The sequence below is a fragment of the Campylobacter concisus genome (assembly GCF_902460535.1).
In the GTDB taxonomy this organism is placed as follows: Bacteria; Campylobacterota; Campylobacteria; order Campylobacterales; family Campylobacteraceae; genus Campylobacter_A; species Campylobacter_A concisus_AS.
Map to the genome: position 1 here is coordinate 196,520 of NZ_CABPTV010000004.1, position 16,518 is coordinate 213,037.

The 16,518-nt window shown below is 40.7% G+C and carries 16 protein-coding genes; 10 read left to right on the forward strand and 6 right to left on the reverse strand.

Annotated features, from left to right (window positions below; translation table 11 throughout):
• Positions 1 to 7: 7 nt before the first annotated feature.
• From leuB to glyS, 8 genes are all read left to right on the forward strand, one after another.
• Positions 8 to 1,075, forward strand: a complete 1,068-nt coding sequence (gene leuB, locus FZ945_RS04845; protein ID WP_148802916.1) for a 3-isopropylmalate dehydrogenase — start codon at positions 8 to 10, stop codon at positions 1,073 to 1,075.
• Positions 1,072 to 1,317: a hypothetical protein gene (locus tag FZ945_RS04850; protein WP_002941772.1), complete on the forward strand. Its 246-nt coding sequence runs from the start codon at positions 1,072 to 1,074 to the stop codon at positions 1,315 to 1,317. Before leuB ends, FZ945_RS04850 begins: the two co-directional genes overlap by 4 nt.
• Positions 1,314 to 1,721, forward strand: a complete 408-nt coding sequence (locus FZ945_RS04855; RefSeq protein WP_148803156.1) for a CiaD-like domain-containing protein — start codon at positions 1,314 to 1,316, stop codon at positions 1,719 to 1,721. The genes FZ945_RS04850 and FZ945_RS04855 overlap by 4 nt, the downstream gene beginning before the upstream one ends.
• Positions 1,681 to 2,853 (forward strand): tRNA nucleotidyltransferase/poly(A) polymerase-related protein, encoded by a 1,173-nt coding sequence (locus FZ945_RS04860; protein WP_148802918.1) that lies wholly within the window; start codon positions 1,681 to 1,683, stop codon positions 2,851 to 2,853. Before FZ945_RS04855 ends, FZ945_RS04860 begins: the two co-directional genes overlap by 41 nt.
• A gap of 75 nt (positions 2,854 to 2,928) precedes the next feature.
• Positions 2,929 to 3,408, forward strand: coding sequence for a tRNA (cytidine(34)-2'-O)-methyltransferase (locus FZ945_RS04865; protein ID WP_148802920.1), 480 nt, complete (start codon positions 2,929 to 2,931; stop codon positions 3,406 to 3,408).
• Positions 3,405 to 4,787, forward strand: coding sequence for an endonuclease/exonuclease/phosphatase family protein (locus tag FZ945_RS04870; RefSeq protein ID WP_148802922.1), 1,383 nt, complete (start codon positions 3,405 to 3,407; stop codon positions 4,785 to 4,787). Before FZ945_RS04865 ends, FZ945_RS04870 begins: the two co-directional genes overlap by 4 nt.
• A gap of 3 nt (positions 4,788 to 4,790) precedes the next feature.
• Positions 4,791 to 4,943, forward strand: a complete 153-nt coding sequence (locus FZ945_RS09775) for a hypothetical protein (RefSeq protein ID WP_162141601.1) — start codon at positions 4,791 to 4,793, stop codon at positions 4,941 to 4,943.
• A complete protein-coding gene (gene glyS, locus FZ945_RS04875) occupies positions 4,940 to 6,958 on the forward strand; it encodes a glycine--tRNA ligase subunit beta (RefSeq protein WP_148802924.1) in 2,019 nt (672 codons plus the stop codon). The genes FZ945_RS09775 and glyS overlap by 4 nt, the downstream gene beginning before the upstream one ends.
• A 42-nt stretch (positions 6,959 to 7,000) precedes the next feature.
• Here glyS and FZ945_RS04880 read toward each other — a convergent pair whose 3' ends face one another.
• From FZ945_RS04880 to alaS, 6 genes are all read right to left on the reverse strand, one after another.
• Positions 7,001 to 8,578, reverse strand: coding sequence for a phosphoethanolamine transferase (locus tag FZ945_RS04880; protein WP_148802926.1), 1,578 nt, complete (start codon positions 8,576 to 8,578; stop codon positions 7,001 to 7,003).
• A 72-nt stretch (positions 8,579 to 8,650) separates the two neighbouring features.
• The gene (locus FZ945_RS04885) at positions 8,651 to 8,965 is read right to left on the reverse strand and encodes a helix-hairpin-helix domain-containing protein (protein ID WP_103590580.1); all 315 of its coding nucleotides are present in this window, start codon (positions 8,963 to 8,965) and stop codon (positions 8,651 to 8,653) included.
• An 8-nt stretch (positions 8,966 to 8,973) separates the two neighbouring features.
• Positions 8,974 to 10,902, reverse strand: a complete 1,929-nt coding sequence (locus FZ945_RS04890) for a transglycosylase domain-containing protein (RefSeq protein WP_148802928.1) — start codon at positions 10,900 to 10,902, stop codon at positions 8,974 to 8,976.
• A complete protein-coding gene (gene maf, locus FZ945_RS04895; RefSeq protein ID WP_148802930.1) occupies positions 10,899 to 11,441 on the reverse strand; it encodes a septum formation inhibitor Maf in 543 nt (180 codons plus the stop codon). The genes FZ945_RS04890 and maf overlap by 4 nt, the downstream gene beginning before the upstream one ends.
• A complete protein-coding gene (locus tag FZ945_RS04900; RefSeq protein WP_148802932.1) occupies positions 11,441 to 11,938 on the reverse strand; it encodes a 3-isopropylmalate dehydratase in 498 nt (165 codons plus the stop codon). Before FZ945_RS04900 ends, maf begins: the two co-directional genes overlap by 1 nt.
• The gene (alaS, locus tag FZ945_RS04905) at positions 11,935 to 14,493 is read right to left on the reverse strand and encodes an alanine--tRNA ligase (RefSeq protein WP_148802934.1); all 2,559 of its coding nucleotides are present in this window, start codon (positions 14,491 to 14,493) and stop codon (positions 11,935 to 11,937) included. The genes FZ945_RS04900 and alaS overlap by 4 nt, the downstream gene beginning before the upstream one ends.
• 170 nt (positions 14,494 to 14,663) lie before the next feature.
• Between alaS and FZ945_RS04910 the strand changes: the two genes are divergently transcribed.
• Positions 14,664 to 15,533 carry a Gfo/Idh/MocA family protein gene (locus FZ945_RS04910; RefSeq protein WP_009294081.1) on the forward strand — a complete coding sequence of 290 codons (870 nt, stop codon included), beginning with the start codon at positions 14,664 to 14,666 and terminating at the stop codon, positions 15,531 to 15,533.
• A complete protein-coding gene (gene hemH / locus FZ945_RS04915; RefSeq protein ID WP_148802936.1) occupies positions 15,533 to 16,486 on the forward strand; it encodes a ferrochelatase in 954 nt (317 codons plus the stop codon). Before FZ945_RS04910 ends, hemH begins: the two co-directional genes overlap by 1 nt.
• The last annotated feature ends 32 nt before the right edge of the window (positions 16,487 to 16,518 follow it).

Genomic DNA, 16,518 nt, shown 5'->3' on the forward strand with positions numbered 1-16,518 from the left:
AGCGGCGATGAAAAACTATAAAATTTGCGTTATAAAAGGCGATGGCATCGGCCCTGAGATCATCGACGAGGCGATAAAGGTTTTAGACGTCGTAAGTGCTGAGTTTGGTATCAAATTTGAGTACGACTACAAGCTTATGGGCGGCGCAGCTTACGACGTTTTTGGCGAGCCATTACCAGATGAGACGCTAAAATCTGCGCTTAGTAGCGACGCTGTGCTTTTTGGAGCGATCGGCGGCGAGAAATGGGACAGCCTGCCAAGACACCTAAGGCCAGAGAGCGGGCTTTTAAAGATCAGAAAAGAGCTAGAAGCTTATGCAAATTTACGCCCAGCCATCATCTTTGACGAGCTAGTAGATGCTAGCACGCTAAAGCCAGAGGTTTTAAAGGGCGTTGATTTTGTCGTGGTTCGCGAGCTAACTGGTGGGCTTTATTTTGGTCAGCCACGTGAAAAAGGCGAAGATAGAGCGTTTAATACGATGCTTTATTCTAAATTTGAGATCGAGCGCATCGCAAAGATCGCCTTTGAGACGGCTATGCTTCGCAAGAAAAAGGTCTGCATGGTCGATAAGGCAAATGTGCTTGAGACAAGTCAGCTTTGGCGTGAGGTGACTAGCGAGGTGGCAAAGGGCTATCCTGAAGTAGAGCTTAGCTTTATGTATGTCGATAACACAGCGATGCAGCTAGTAAGAGCGCCAGCAAATTTTGACGTCATACTTACTGAAAATTTATTTGGCGACATTTTAAGTGACGAAGCGAGCATGGTTTGTGGCTCGATAGGACTTTTACCAAGTGCTAGCATGGGCGGTAAAGTGGGAATTTATGAGCCTATCCACGGCTCAGCACCAGACATCGCAGGGCAGGGCATAGCAAATCCGATCGCGACCATTTTAAGTGCAGCGATGATGCTAAGATACGCATTTGGTGAGAGCGAAGCTGCAAATGCGATAGAAAATGCCGTAAAAACAGCGCTTGCAAAGGGATATAGAACAAAAGATATCGCCGCTTTTAACGCAGTTGAAATTTGCTCAACAAGCGAGATAGGCGACGTGATAGCAGGATTTATCAAAAAATGAAAAACACGATCACTGAAGCACTGATCTACGAGGCGCAGGGACTAAAAGATGATGCGCTTGAAATTTACAAGAACATCTTAAAACAAGACCCGTCAAACAAGGATGCCCTTAGCGCGATAAACCGCCTGAGCGGACTTCGCAAAGAGCGCGTTATAAAAAATGAGCAGATGAAAGAGTTTTTTATCAGGATGAAAAGTGACGAAGAGATAAATGAATTTAAAAGGTGGTTGATAAGATTATGAAGCTTGATGATATCGCTAGGATGGCCATTAGTGAGGTTAGCGCCGAGCTTGAGAAGATAGAAGCGCTGCAAAACAAAAAGCAAGAAGAGCTCGAAAGGGAGAATTTAAAAAAAGAGCTTTTAACAATAGAATCTGAAGAAGAGCATGTGCTTGAAGAGCCAAAAGTAGAGGCAAGCGTGCAAAGCGAGTCGGAGCTAAAGGTGGCGCAAATTTCGCCAAAGAGCAGGGAGATAAGCGAGGAGGAAATTTTCTTAGCAAACCTTGCTGAACGCATCGAGGTGCTTTTTGAAGGGCTTAAGCAAACTAGCGAGCAAGAGCTTAGCCAAAGGCTCGAGCTAACGACTAAATTTTTAGAATTTACCCTTGCAAACATCGAAAATAGACTCCAAAATCTCTCAAAATAATAAATTTGAGGCAAAAACTGGGACAGAAATTTACAAAAATAGCGAGCTAGACTTTTTTAGATCACTATTTGCTCCATTTAGCAAGCGTGTCTATCTAGTCGGCGGCTGCGTGAGAGATGCGCTTTTGGGGCGAGAAATTTATGATTATGACATTGAAGTTTATGACATCGACCCTCTCAAATTTGACGAGCTGATGGCTAACATAAAGGCTAGCGGTGTTGGCAAAAGCTACTTCATCTACAAATACAAAAACTACGATCTTGGTCTGCCACGAAGCGAGAGTAAGACTGGAAATTCTCACAAAGACTTTGCTGTAAGCTACATAAACGATCCTAGCCTTGCAAGTCTTAGGCGTGATTTTACGGTAAATGCCATGATGATGAATATCTTTGACGGCGAAATTTTAGACTTTCATGGCGGTAAAAAGGACCTTGAAAGCAAGACGCTAAGGCACATAGATAGTGAGAAATTTAAAGAGGATCCGCTAAGGGTGCTTAGGGGCGTGCAGTTTAGCGCTAGGCTTGATTTTAGCATAGCGGACGAGACGCTAGAGCTTATGAAAACGCTTGATCTAGCGCATCTAAGCAAGGATAGGATAAATACCGAACTCATTAAATTTTTTAGAGCAAAGGAGCTTGAAAAGGGGGCGTTTTACCTTTTTAAGCTTGAGCTTTTTAGGGAAATTTTTGGCGTGGATATTTGCGAAAGTGATGAGTTTTTGTACGAACTTAAAAGTGCTAGAAAATTTGTAGATGACGAGAGGCTGTTTTTGTATATGCTTTTTGGTAAATTTGAGCTTGACGCAAAGGAAATTTTAGAGAAAATGCGCCTGCCAAAGAGCTATTTTTCTATCTTAAAAGAGCCATATTTTAAAGACATGCCAAGTGATAGCGAGCTACTGCAAATTGCTCTAAATATGCCACTAAAATCATGGCTGGGAGCTTACAGCAAAGAGCGCATAGAACGTGCAAAAGAGCTCGGAGTATACGAGGCTAAATTTGACGCAAAGGTCGATGTGAGCAAGATCTTGGCGGCTGGCTTTAAAAATGAAATGATCGCCGCTGAGATAAAACGCAGACAAGAGCTTGAAATTTCAAACTATCTTAGCGAGCGCAAATTTAGAAAATCTTAATCTTTAAAACTCTTAAAAGCCCATTTTAGCTAGAATAAAGCAGTTTATAACACTTTTTAAGGCAAAAATAAATTTATGTTTAACATAGTCCTAGTCCATCCTCAGATACCGCAAAACACCGGAGCTATCGGCAGAATGTGCGTAAATGCAAATTTAAAACTTCACATCGTTAAGCCAACCGTGTTTGACCTGAGCGAAAAGGCTGTTAGACGTGCTGGGCTTGATTATTGGAAAATTTTAGATCCAAAAATTTGGGGGAGCCTAGATGAGTTTTTACAGGCAAATTTAAGCCACAAAGAGCGATTTTTCTTTGCTACGACTAAGACAAATAGGCTTTACTACGACGCTAAATTTGAGCCAGGAGATTTTATATTTTTTGGCGGAGAGAGCACGGGACTGCCAAGAGAATTTATGGATATAAATTTTAAAAATGCCATAACAATCCCGATGGGAAAAGAGGGCAGGAGCTTAAATTTAGCCATGAGTGCTGGCATCATCGCGTATGAGGCGATCAGGCAAAACATCTCTAAATTTGACTTTAGGAGCGAGGTTTGAGAGCGCTCTTTGCATTAGTTTTTGCCGTTTTTATGGCATTTGCTAGCGAGATAAGCATCGCAACTTATAATGTGCAAAATTTATTTGACTGCAAGGACGATGGCAGCGAATATCCTGACTTTAAATCTAGCACTTCAAAGTGGGACTGCGAGGCGGCTAGCTCAAAACTAAAAAGAACAAAACAGGTCATAGACGCTATAAATACCGACATCATCGCACTTCAAGAGGTAGAAAACGAGCAGGTTTTAAAGGCTTTAGTTGATGGCAGCGAGTATAAATTTATAGCCTTTAGCAAGGCAAAAAACTCTCCAGTTGGGCTGGCTCTTGTGTCAAAAATAAAGCCAAGTGGTAGTGAAATTTTTGAAGTGCCAAATGTAAAAACTAGAAATATTTTAAAGGTCATTTTCGAGGTGGAGGGTAAGAAATTTAGCGTTTTTGTTAATCACTTCCCAGCTTATAAAAATGGCATAAATATGCAAAAAAAGGCCGAAAGAACTCTAAGAGCAGCTCTTGGTAACGATCAAAATGCCATAGTTTTGGGCGATTTTAACTCACCTTATGGGCAAAAATCCATCTTAAACGATATCATCGCAACTCGTGGATTTTACGATCTTTATAGCTTTTTAGCCCCAAAAGATAGATACTCTCACGCAGTCCATGGCAAAAAGCGTGCCATTGATCACGTTTTGCTCTCGCCTAGCTTTATGGCAAATGGCGATCTAAGCTATGTTGATGGCAGTTTTGAGGTCTTTAAGCCAAGCTTTGTGCTTGATGAGCATGGCTTTGCAAAGAGCGATCTTTACTCAGACCACTTTGCGCTTAAATTTAAAATCTCAACCAAACCAAGTCCTGCTAAATCAAATGAAAATTTAAAAAAAGAAGCTAAAAAAGTAGAGGATCAAAACTATAAAAAAGCTGACATAGAGACGCTTTTTGAGCATCCTGAGGATGTGCCAGCACTTGTGGAGCGAGCCGTTGTCATCTTAAAAGATAAGCATGGCTTTATCATCTCAAAAAATCGCCGAGGAATTTACGTATATGATCCTAAAAATAGCGTCGGCGTGGGCGATGAGCTTGACATTTTGATCAGGCGAGTGAAATTTTACAAAGAGGCGCTTGAAGTAAGCTCTTATGAGATCATAAATGAGCATGGCACAAAAGATGTGAGCGAAAATTTGCTTGATAGCTCAAAGCTAAGCATTGCAAGAAGCGGCGATGTGATCGCTAAAATTTCAGGCAGGCTAGAGAGTGGCTACTTGCATACACCGCATGGCAAGATCAGAGTTTATAGCAAAAAAAGGCTAAAAGATGGCGAGTATAGCTTTGAGCGGGCGAGGGTGAAAATTTATAAAAACGAAAAAGAGATCGTTGTGGAGTAGATGGTGCAAATTTTAGATATTTTTATGATCGCAGCGTTTGTTTTGTTTGTGATATTTATGATAAGAGGCGTCATTTTGCAGGCGCAAGAGAAGGAGAGAGCAAGAGAGATGATAAGAGAAAAAAGAGAAAATTTTAATAAAAAGAGTGAGATATGAAAGAGTTGTTACTAGAGATCGGAGTCGAGGAGCTCCCAGCGATACCATTTTTAAGAGAGCTGCCAAACATCAACGCTAAATGGCAGGCTGTGCTTGAAAAATATAACATCAAAAGCGAGTTTAAATTTTACTACACGCCGCGCCGTTTGGTCTTTTTTCATGAGAAATTCCCACTAGCTCAGCCAGATAGCGTGGCTAGCTTTGTTGGCGCGCCAAAGCAAGTAGCGCTAAAAGACGGAGCTTTTACGAAGGCTGCACTTAGCTTTGCAAATAAATGTGGCATAAGCGAGAGCGAGCTTAAATTTAAAGAGATAGATGGCAAAGAGGTGCTTTACTACGAAAAAGAGGTAAAGGGCGAGCCAGTTGCTAAGATAATGGGCGACATGGTCGAGGAGTTTTTAAAGAGCCTTAGCTTTGGCAAGTCTATGCGCTGGGGCAATGGTGAGTTTGAATTTATCCGTCCGATAAGATCATTTTTGTGCTTGCTGGGTGATGAGGTCATTAAATTTAACAAATTTGGCGTAGAGAGCGGCAACTCTACATATCCTCACAGAAGCATTAGCTACGACAAGATAAAAATTTCAAATATAAAAGAGTATTTTGAAGGCTCAAAGAGCCGTGGCGTCGTGCTTGAAGTGGACGAGAGAGAGAAGATAATTCTTGATGAATTTGAAAAGATCAGTCAAAAAAGCGGGCTAAAGATCGAGATAGATAAAGAGCTGCTAGCTGAAGTAGTGGCGATCACTGAGTATCCAACAGCGCTTCTTGGCTCGTTTGAAGAGGAGTTTTTGGAGGTGCCAAGCGAGGTCATCATCACTTCGATGAAAGAAAATCAGCGCTACTTCCCAGTCTTTAAAGATGGCAAGCTAGCAAATGGCTTTGTTGTCGTTAGTAACGCCATCACAAAGGACTATTCGCTCATCATCAAAGGCAACGAAAAGGTGCTAAGAGCAAGACTAAGTGACGCGATGTTCTTTTGGCAAAGCGACCTTAAGGCCGAATTTAGCCCAGAAAAACTAAAAAATATAACCTACCTAAAAGAGCTTGGAAGTATCTATGAAAAGGAGCTCAGAGAGCTAAAAGTGGCTAAAAAACTTGCTAGCAACTATGGTGAGCTACTTAAAAAAGAAGCTGGCGAGTACGCGGCTAAGCTAGAGCGAGCTGTGATGCTAAGTAAGGCTGATCTTACAACGCAGATGGTTTATGAATTTACCGAGCTTCAAGGTGTCATGGGTGCTTACTACGCAAAGGCTAAAAATGAGGATGAAAACGTCGTTTTAGCCATAAAAGAGCAGTATCTGCCAGACGGCGAGGAGGCGCAGTGTCCAAGCAAGGTCTTTAGCTCGGTTGTGGCGCTTTCAAATAAGCTTGATACGCTAATGGGGCTCTTTAGTATCGGCAAAATCCCAAGCGGCACCAAGGACCCATACGCTCTAAGACGCGCGGCAAATGGCGTTATAAAGATCGTTTTGGCGCATAATTTGAAATTTAACGTAAAAGAAATTTTAGAAGATATCGCAAAAGATTATAAGAAATTTGACGTTGAAGTGCTTATAAATTTCATCCTTGATAGGCTCTATACCTTCTTTGACGCAAACGCTTCTATCGTAAAAGCGTGCATAAAAAGCGGCGAAAAGGATATCTTGGAGCTAACTAAGATGATAGAGGCGCTTGCTAAAATTTCAAGTGAGGCAAATTTTAGAGAGAATTTCTCGACATTTAAACGCCTTGCAAACATCATAAAAGATGATAAATTTAGCAAGGTGAACGAGAGCCTCTTTGAGATAGATGCTGAAAAGGCCTTAAATGACGCATTTAAAGCGGTTGATAAGGGTCTAGCATACGAGCCAAGACTAAAAGCGCTATTTGCACTAAAGCCGCAGATAGATGAGTTTTTTGACAAAGTTATGATAAACGTTGAAAACGAGAAAGTGCGAAATAACCGCGTCGCGATCATCGGTCAAATTTATAGCGAGATATTAAAAGTAGCTGATATAAAAGAGATCAGCTTTTAGGCTTGCGCCAGCTTCGGGCTTTGCCTAGGCTGGCTTTTAAATTTACTCCCTAAAAATATCAAATTCTGGCTCATAAGCCTTAGTTTTTACCCCAAAATATCCAAGCACTGAGCTAAAGACAAAATCATGCGAAAGACTTTCGCCTTTTCTAGTTTTTAGCCTTTTTAAAAGCTCGCTATCGCTTGAAAAGATGATGGCTGGGATGTGTTTTTGATCGTCTGGAGCGATGGAGTAAGGCAGTCCGTGTAAATATATGCCATTTTCGCCCAGGCTCTCTCCATGATCTGAGAAAAAGAACATGGCAACTTCAAATTTATCTTTTTTTGCTTCAAGGGTGTTTATCAGCTCGCTTTGCAGATAGTCCTCGTATAAAATGGTGTTGTCATAGGTGTTTGCTATCTCATCTGGCGTGCATTTGTTTAGCTCGGCAGTGTCGCATGTTGGGGTGAATTCTTTAAATTTACTTGGATAGCCTTTGTAGTAGATAGGACCATGCGAGCCTTGTAAATGTAGCACGATAAAAGTAGTGGAGTTTGCATCTTTTATGACCTTTTTTGCCTCATCAAATATCACTTCATCAAAACCTTCTGCTTTGTGCTCTGAAGTGTGGTTTTGATCAAGATTGTCGCAAACGCCCTTGCAGCCGCCACTATTATTGCCAAAAAAGTATGTTTTTATGCCAAGTTTATTGATGATATCAACTAAATTTTCACGAGCCTTAGCCTCACGGTTGCTAAAATTTTCTCGCTTTAAGTCTGAAAATAGGCAAGGCACGCTAGTCTCTGTGGCAGTCCCGCATGAGTAGAAATTTGTAAAACTTACCACATCTTTTTGCTTGGTGAATTTGTTTGTATCGTTTTTAGCGTAGCCATTTAGCGAGTAGTTTTTGCTCCTTTGTGTCTCGCCAACTATCAAAACTAAAATTTTCTTTTTATCGTTAGTAAGAGTTGCGTCATCTGCCACGTAGGTAAAAGGGAGCGGTTTTTGCGCCAAAGACTTTTCTAATCTTATACCAGAGTAGATAGGATAGTATGGGAGTAAAACGCTTATGGTTGAGGCGTTATGCTCTCTAAAAAATGGTATAAAAATTTTAGACATGAGTGTAAAGATTATAGCTGCACTTGCCAAAGTGCTAAGGGCTATTTTTACCCTTGATCTAAGCGCATTTTTAAAACTGCCATAGCTAATCTTTACAAGCGCTACATATACGCAGGGCAGGATGGTTATAAAAATAAGCCAAAGAGATAAGCTGACATTAAAATAGCTAAAGGCCTCTCTTGTGTCAGTGTGCAAGACGTTTAATAGCATGCCTTTATCTATAATGACGCCGTAAATTTGCATAAAGTAAGTAGATATGCTGCTAATTGCGATGAGAAAGATAGCAAGAGGCTTTAGTAAAAATGGCACAAGCAAAATGCAAAAAACTCCAGCAAAGAGTAAAAGAAAAAATATGCTAAGTAGAGTAAAAAGCAGTATAGAAAAAGATAAGGTGTCGCCCGATAAAAACCCTAAAAATACGCCCTTAAATAAAAATATGTAGTTTATGAAAAACATATAAGCTACAAATAAAATTAAAAATTTTACAAAGCTTATATGTCTTATTTTGTTGATGTTTAGCACTCTAGCCACCTTTTTTCAGGGGCGTGATGATAGAGCTAAAATGTAAATGGCTAGAAATTTATAAAAGAAGAATTATTTTTTCTTTTTCTTGCTCTTTAGCTTCTTACTTTTTGACTTCTTTTCAGGCTCAGCCTTTTTCGCCTTTTGGCTATCTTTTACACTAAGCTTTTCTTTGACCTTTTGCATGTCGTTAAAGCCGATGCCTTGAACCTTCTCAAGCTCCTCGACACTTGTAAATTTATGAGCTTTTCTATACTTTATGACGTTTAGCGCCTGGCTTTTGTTTAGTCCAAGGCTCATTAGCTCGCTCTTGCTAGCTGTGTTTAGATCAGCGCCGTATGCAAGGCTTGCAAGCGCTAGACAAAGTAAAATTTTTAATCTTTTCATCTTATCTCCTAAAATAATAATCCATCGTTTTCTTGATCTTGAATGATGTCGTTTGTTGGCGTATTTTGCGGCAACGGCGAGTCGTTTGTGTAGTACTCATCAGCGCCGTTGTAGTATCCTTTATAGACGCCATCAGGCTGCTCAAACGCACGTCTTAGGGTAGGGTAGAGCTTGATGTAGCCCTCCATAAATTTCTTAAAGACTGGTGCAGCTGTCCTGCCGCCACCCTCGACCTTTTTCATAGGGCTGTTATCGTCGTTTCCGTACCAGATGATGGCCTCGATATCAGGTGAGTAGCCGCAAAACCAAGCGTCGATGTTGTTATTTGTCGTGCCAGTTTTACCAGCGATCTGCACGCCGTTTATCTTGGCGTTGCGTCCAGTGCCGTTATTTACGACGTTTTGAAGCAAGGTTGTCATCAAAAATGCCTGCTCAGGTTTTAGCACCTGCTTCTTTTGAGGCTCATAGTCCATCGACGCGCCAAAGCTATTTTCTATGTGCTTAATGAGTGTAGGCTCGACCACTTCGCCATCGTTTGGAAACATCGAGTAAAATTTCGCAAAGTCAAGTGGTGAAATTCCAAAGCTTCCAAGTGCGATTGATAAATTTTCAGGGATATCGTTAAAGCCCATATCCGTAAGCTGTTTGCGAACTGAGCTAAGACCAAGATCGTTTAATAAATTTATGGTTGCTAGGTTGCGAGACTGAGTTAAGGCTGATTTTATCGTGATGTAGCCTTGAAAGCCGCCGCTATAGTTTTTTGGCGTCCATTCTTTGCCATTGCCCATATCAAATGTCCTAGCGATGTCAGCTACTTGAGAGACGACTGAGTAGCCGCTATCAAGGGCTATTTGATAGATAAATGGCTTAAAGCTTGATCCTGGCTGACGCTTGCTCTGAGTGGCGCGGTTGTAGCTACTTTTTGCGTAGTCGATGCCGCCAATTAGAGCTAAAATTTGTCCGCTTTGTGGATGAGTGACGACGATAGCGCCATTTAGCATCTCTGGATTTGCCTTTTTATCTCTTTTTAAAATTTCATTGTAGCCATAGACTAGAGCGTCCTGAGCGATCTTTTGCACGTTTAGATCAACGGTGCTTTGTATCTTGTAACCGCCAGTTTTTATATCGTCAAATTTCTTTGAAGCCTCTTTTATGATCTCATCGACCACGTAAGGGGCTTTGTTACGTGTGAGCGTATCGTCAAAGACTGCTGGCTCTTCAAGCACGCCCTTTCGGTACTCATCCTCGTTTATCCAGCCGATGTTATACATCCTCTCAAGAACCCTGTTTGCGCGGCTAAGAGAGAGGTCGAGGTGCTTTGTAGGATCATAGGTGCTTGGCGCTTTTGGCATGCCAACTAGCATCGCTATCTCTTTTATGCTTAGCTCATTTAGCTCTTTTCTAAAGTATCCTTCAGCAGCCGTTTTGATGCCGTAGTAGCCATGCCCGAAATATACGTGATTTAGGTATCTTTCGATGATGTCCTCTTTGCTAAGCTCGCTTTCAAGCTTCATAGCAAGCACAACCTCTTTTATCTTTCTTGTAAATTTCTTCTCGCGGCTTAGGGCTAGGTTTTTTATGAGCTGCTGGGTTAGCGTAGATGCGCCCTCGACTAGCTTTCTAGCTTTGATGTCCTTTATCGCCGCTCTTGCCATGGCTTCAACATTGATACCGCCATGCTCAAAGTAGCTCGTATCCTCGATAGCCACGAGCGCTTCGATGACACGTGGTGGGATGTCGTTATACTTTACGTAAATTCTGTTTTCTTCAAAGATATTTGCGATAAGCTCGTTGTTTCTATCAAAAATTTGTGTCGCAAGCTTTGGCTTGTAGTCGATGATGGTATAAGCGTCAAATCTCACCTGCGAATAAAAATATAAAAACGCTCCACCAAGTGCGATGGCAACTACAAAGATAAATGCCAAGATATATTTCATAAAAATGCCTTTAATATTTTTAAATTTAACCCCATTGCCGTGCTTGTCTCGCCGTGCTGGGAGATGATGTATTTTTTATTAAAATTTTCTATCGTCATGGCTCCAGCTTTGCCTTGCCACTCGCCACTTTCTAGGTAGCTTTTTAGGTCTTGCTCGCTAAATTTAGCAAATTTATATGTAGTCTTGCTTACATTTATAAGCTCAAATTCGCCTAAAAATATCATCGCCGTATAGACGCTACACTCATTGCCACTTTGTAAATTTAGCATAGCAAGTGCCTCGTTTTCATCCTTTGCCTTGCCTAAAATTTTATCCCCACACGCCACACAGCTATCTGCAAAGAGTAAATTTAAAAGCTTGCCATTTGCCTTTAAAAACTGCTCTTTTTTAGCTTTTACGACGTTTTGGACGTAAATTTCTGGTTTTAGGCTCTTTGCTATCATGCTCTCATCAAAGCTGCAAGAAATTTGTTTAAATTCTATCCCAGCATCTTTTAGTAAATTTGCCCTTGTTGGCGAGCTAGAAGCAAGAGTGATCATCAAAATCCCCTATAGCTCACGCCAAGATAGACAGCCGCGAGTGAAGCTAGTAAATTTAGAGGCGTGAAGTAGTAGATGATGACGATTAGGCTTTCGTTTAGCTCGATCATCTCGTGCGATCTTAGAGTTTTTAAAGCCTTTTTATATCTATAAAAGATGTAGCTTAAATTCAAGAGTAAAAATAGCTCTATCGCCCATTTGGTCGCTATTATCGCACTTGCCATCGGATTTTGCATTTTGCCATCATCAAAGTAAAAGATCATTATCAGGCTAGTTAGCGCGATGCCAAGAACTAGCGCAAAGATGGCCAGTCCAAAGCGCCTTATGATGTGAAGCAAGATGTGATAGCGCTCTTTATCTTCAAATTTATTTTTTATAAAATAGCTTCCAGCAAGCACCAAACCAGCTTGTAGTCCTATAAAAAGAGCTACGAAGCTAATGTGCAAGAATATGATTAGTTGATCAAATTTAAAAAAAGCGATCTCTTGATGAATCATTTTTCTAAAGCTTGCCTTGCATACTCAAGTGAGCTTTTTATGGCGTCTTCGATAGCTAGAGCATTTTTGCCACCAGCTGTTGCAAAGTCGTCTTTGCCGCCGCCATTACCGCCTAGAATTTGCGCTGCAAATTTAACCCAAGCACCAGCTTTTATAGGGGCATTTTTTACGCCAGCTGCAAGAGAAATTTTACCCTCTTCATCTGTTTGGATTAGCAAAATAGCAGCCTTTTCATGCCCATTTTTAAACTCATCTATCAAAGTTTTTATATCGCCACCATCGATGTGTGCCACACAAAGTTTAGTTTCATTTACATTTATAAAGGCTAGCTCCCCAGAGCTTTTAGCGTTTTTTAGCTTATCTTTTAAGCCCTTTATCTCGCCTTTTAGTTTCTTAACGGCATTTAGTGGCTCTGTGCTTTTTAGCTCATCTTTTAGCTCTTCAAGCTCAGCTCTAAACGACCTTGCTAAATTTAGCGCAGCCCTTGAACAAACAGCCTCTATACGCCTAACACCAGCACTTACACCGCTCTCTTTTGTGATGAAAAACGATCCGATCTCATCTATATTTTTCACGTGTGTGCCGCCGCAAAGCTCTTTACTGACATCGCCAAAGCTCACAACTCTTACTTTGTCGGCATATTTTTCATTAAATAGCGCGATCGCTCCGCTTTTTTTAGCCTCTTCAAGCTCCATAACCTGTGTTTTTGCATTTGCGCTGTTTAAGATCCACTCATTTACAAGGTTTTCGACCTTTGAAATTTCTTCGCTAGTAAGCGCCTTTGGATGAGAGAAGTCAAATCTTAGCCTATCTGCCTCGACATTTGAGCCAGCTTGAGCGATATGTGTGCCAAGCACGCTTCTAAGGGCTGCGTGAAGCAAGTGTGTGGCGCTGTGATGTCGCGCAGTCTCAGCTCTATCACTGCCCACTTCAAGCTCAACTTCGTCGCCAACTTTTAGTGCCGCGCTAGTTTTTACTAAAGATAAATTTAGCCCATGAAATTTCTCAGTATCAAGCACATTTGCTTTGCCTACTATCTTACCGCTATCGCCGCACTGACCGCCGCTTTGAGCGTAAAATGGAGTGACGTCAAACATCACCCAGCCCTCTTTGCCAGCATTTAAGCTACCAACGTTTTTAAATTCTTCATCAAGCAAGGCTAGAATTTTACTTTTACTCTTAAGCTCTTCGTAGCCTACAAATTTATTCTCACCAAATTTCTCAAGTAGCTCTTTAAAATCGCCCTTCGCGCTCTTGTCGCCACTGCCTTTCCAAGCAGCTTTTGCGCGTGCTTTTTGCTCGCTCATAAGCTCATCAAACCTTGCCTCATCGACTTTTAAGCCCTTTTCTCTAAGCATATCAGCCGTTAGATCAAGTGGGAAGCCAAATGTATCATAGAGCTTAAACGCAGCCTCTCCGCTAAAAATTTCTTTTGTATTTTTAAGCTCACTCTCAAATAGCTCCAAACCACTAGCGATAGTCGCTAAAAATCTCTCTTCTTCAAGCTTGATCTGCTCTTTTACAGCCGCTTTTTTCTCGTTTAGATAGGTGTAGTGTCCGCCCATAAGCTCGCAAACTTTATCGACAAGCTTATACATAAATGGCTCTTTTATGCCTAGCAAGTATCCATGGCGGATCGCACGGCGTAAGATACGGCGAAGCACGTAGCCACGGCCTTCTTTATCAAATGTCGTGCCTTGAGCTAGCAAAAATGTGACCGAACGGATGTGGTCGCTTATGACGCGGTAGCTAGCGCCACTTTCATAGACGTATGGCTTGCCGCAAAGCTTTGCTACTTCGTTTATGAGCGGCATAAAAAGTGTGCTGTCGTAGTTGCTAAATTTGCCTTGCAAGATAGCAGTAACGCGCTCAAGTCCCATACCTGTATCGATGCTTGGCTTTGGTAGTGGGCTTAGCTTGCCGTCCGCACTTCTTTCATACTGCATGAAAACAAGGTTCCAAATTTCTAAGAATCTATCTCCATCGCCACCCATGTAGTCTTCAGGTGTGTTAAAGTGTTCAGCCCCTTGATCGTAAAAAATTTCACTGCAAGGGCCGCATGGTCCAGTATCGCCCATCTGCCAGAAGTTATCATGGTCGCCAAAGCGGTAAATTCTCTCTTTTGCGATGTGTGAGCTCCAAATTTCAAACGCCTCATCGTCGCTTTCATGAACAGTTACATAAAGCTTATCTTTTGGCAGTTTTAGCACCTCTGTGACAAATTCCCAAGCGTAGGCGATCGCCTCTTTTTTGAAGTATTCGCCAAAGCTAAAATTTCCTAGCATCTCAAAAAATGTGTGGTGACGTGCTGTGTAGCCGACGTTATCAAGATCATTGTGCTTACCTCCAGCTCTTATGCAGGTTTGACAGCTAGTGCGAATAGGTGGTGTTGGGCGTGGCACTTCGCCTGTGAAGATGCTCTTAAATGGCACCATGCCAGCGTTTGTAAAAAGTAGTGTTGCATCGTTTGGCACGAGTGGTGCAGAAGCTACGACTTTGTGACCTTTTGATTTAAAAAAATCAAGATATGCCTTTCTTATATCTAAATTTTGCATTTTTATCCTCGTTAGTTTTAAAATTTTGCTTGATTTTAGCCAAAATTCGTTTGCGAAATTCTAAAAAGAGAAAAAATAGTGATATTTTGAAAACTATCTCTTGTTTTATCTATTTAAAAGCGATTTGTAAATAAAATAATTAAAAATTTCTAAAGTTTTAAAGGGTGAATGTGAAGCTAAAAATCGGCATTATCGGCTATTGCAGCACAGGTAAAAAACATTATTTAGAGCTTAGACGCTCAAACGAGTTTGAAATTTGTGGCATTTTTGACAAAGACAATGTTGATGAGTTTTGCAGAGCTGATTTTTATACTGATTTTAAAGAATTTATAGAGGTTGCCCAGCCTCAAGCAGTCGTGCTTTGCTCACCAAGAGAGGAGATGGTTGAGGCATTTTGCCAGTGCGCAAAATACTGCCAAAACATCCTCATCTCACGCCCAGTTTTTAAAAGTATCGCAGATCTTAAAGAGATAAAATATGCCGCTAAAACAAACAAAACTAGGGTTTGCACAGGCATTTCTGAGCGTTTTAATCCAACTATCTTGTCGCTAAAAAAGGCACTTTTAAAAGAAGAGGAAATTTATAGCATTTCTATCGCTCATTTTAAGCCACTTTGCGATGGAAATATCATAAATGAACTCTCAGTTTCTGACATCGACCTAGCAAAAAATATCATAAATTCAGAAGTCAGCGACTTTTACTACACTCAAACGAACAAGACAAATGCCAAAAGTGCCGACAACGTGGCGATCAGCTTTAAGAGTAAAAATCAAATTCTAGTGCATATCACCGACTCATTTTGTGGCTCACTGGAGCGCTTTAAGATAGAGGTAAATGCAAAAAATGGCGTCTATTTTGGCGATCTCATAGATCATAAGCTTCATCAAGTTAGCGAAAATGGACAGATGAATTTAAAGATAGATACAAATAATAGCGAACTAAAAGCGCAATACGAGGCCTTTTACGATCTTTGCCAAAGTGGCGAAAGCAGCGAACTTTCAAACATCGATGATGCGATAAAGATAAGAGAATTATTTTGATGAAAAAAGCTCTTTTGCTTTTAAATATGGGCGGCGCAAATAGCCTTGATGATGTCGAAATTTTTTTAACAAATATGTTTAATGACCCGTATATTTTGGGTATAAAAAATAAATTTTTAAGAAAATTTATAGCTTTCATGATCACAAAAGGTAGGCTAAAAACTGCAAAACATAACTACGAGCAAATAGGCGGAAAGTCACCACTTTGCGAGCTTACTGCTAAGCTTTGTGAGAAAATTTCAAGCTTGCAAAATGAATTTGAAGCGGTTGATTTTGCGATGAACTACACTTCGCCATTTGTAAAAGATGTGCTTAAAAAGTATGAAAAATTTGATGAGATAGTGCTTTTGCCACTCTATCCTCATCACTCACAAACTACGATAACTTCGAGCTTAGCTGATTTTAAAAAGGCAAAAGAGGAGCTTAATTTTAAAGCTAAAATTTCACTTTGCGAGCCATTTTATGATGATGACGCTTACAATAAGATCATTATCTCTCACATCCGAGAAGCGGTAAAAGATATCGATATAAGCGATATTAGTCTCATCTTTTCAGCTCACTCTTTACCTCGCAAGATCATTGAAAAGGGCGATATCTACGAAAAACACATAAACGAGCATGTGCAAATTTTAGGCAAAATGCTAAAAGAGCAGGGGCTAAATTTTAAAGATGTAAGCCTTGCTTATCAGTCACGTCTTGGCCCAGTTAAATGGCTGGAGCCATCTCTAAATGAGGCTTTGGCAAAGTGCGAAAATAAAAAAGCGCTTATCTATCCGCTATCTTTTTGCATAGACAACTCTGAGACCATTTTTGAGCTAGTTATCGAGTACGCTAAGCTTGCAAAAGAGCTAAATTTTGGTTTTTACAAAGTCGTTCAGTGTCCAAATTTTAGTGATGAATTTGCTAGTTTTATCCTAGAAAAGTCAAAAAACGCTAGAGAATTTAGCCTTTAGGAATAAATCTTGCTTATAAAAAGCATCTCAAA

What these genes read in the sequence shown, in the direction of transcription:
- leuB (WP_148802916.1), top strand. Translation starts at nt 8, where the DNA reads ATGAAAAACTATAAAATTTGCGTTATAAAAGGCGATGGCATCGGCCCT.
- FZ945_RS04850 (WP_002941772.1), top strand. Translation starts at nt 1,072, where the DNA reads ATGAAAAACACGATCACTGAAGCACTGATCTACGAGGCGCAGGGACTA.
- FZ945_RS04855 (WP_148803156.1), top strand. Translation starts at nt 1,314, where the DNA reads ATGAAGCTTGATGATATCGCTAGGATGGCCATTAGTGAGGTTAGCGCC.
- FZ945_RS04865 (WP_148802920.1), top strand. Translation starts at nt 2,929, where the DNA reads ATGTTTAACATAGTCCTAGTCCATCCTCAGATACCGCAAAACACCGGA.
- glyS (WP_148802924.1), top strand. Translation starts at nt 4,940, where the DNA reads ATGAAAGAGTTGTTACTAGAGATCGGAGTCGAGGAGCTCCCAGCGATA.
- FZ945_RS04885 (WP_103590580.1), bottom strand. Translation starts at nt 8,965, where the DNA reads ATGAAAAGATTAAAAATTTTACTTTGTCTAGCGCTTGCAAGCCTTGCA.
- FZ945_RS04890 (WP_148802928.1), bottom strand. Translation starts at nt 10,902, where the DNA reads ATGAAATATATCTTGGCATTTATCTTTGTAGTTGCCATCGCACTTGGT.
- maf (WP_148802930.1), bottom strand. Translation starts at nt 11,441, where the DNA reads ATGATCACTCTTGCTTCTAGCTCGCCAACAAGGGCAAATTTACTAAAA.
- FZ945_RS04900 (WP_148802932.1), bottom strand. Translation starts at nt 11,938, where the DNA reads ATGATTCATCAAGAGATCGCTTTTTTTAAATTTGATCAACTAATCATA.
- alaS (WP_148802934.1), bottom strand. Translation starts at nt 14,493, where the DNA reads ATGCAAAATTTAGATATAAGAAAGGCATATCTTGATTTTTTTAAATCA.
- hemH (WP_148802936.1), top strand. Translation starts at nt 15,533, where the DNA reads ATGAAAAAAGCTCTTTTGCTTTTAAATATGGGCGGCGCAAATAGCCTT.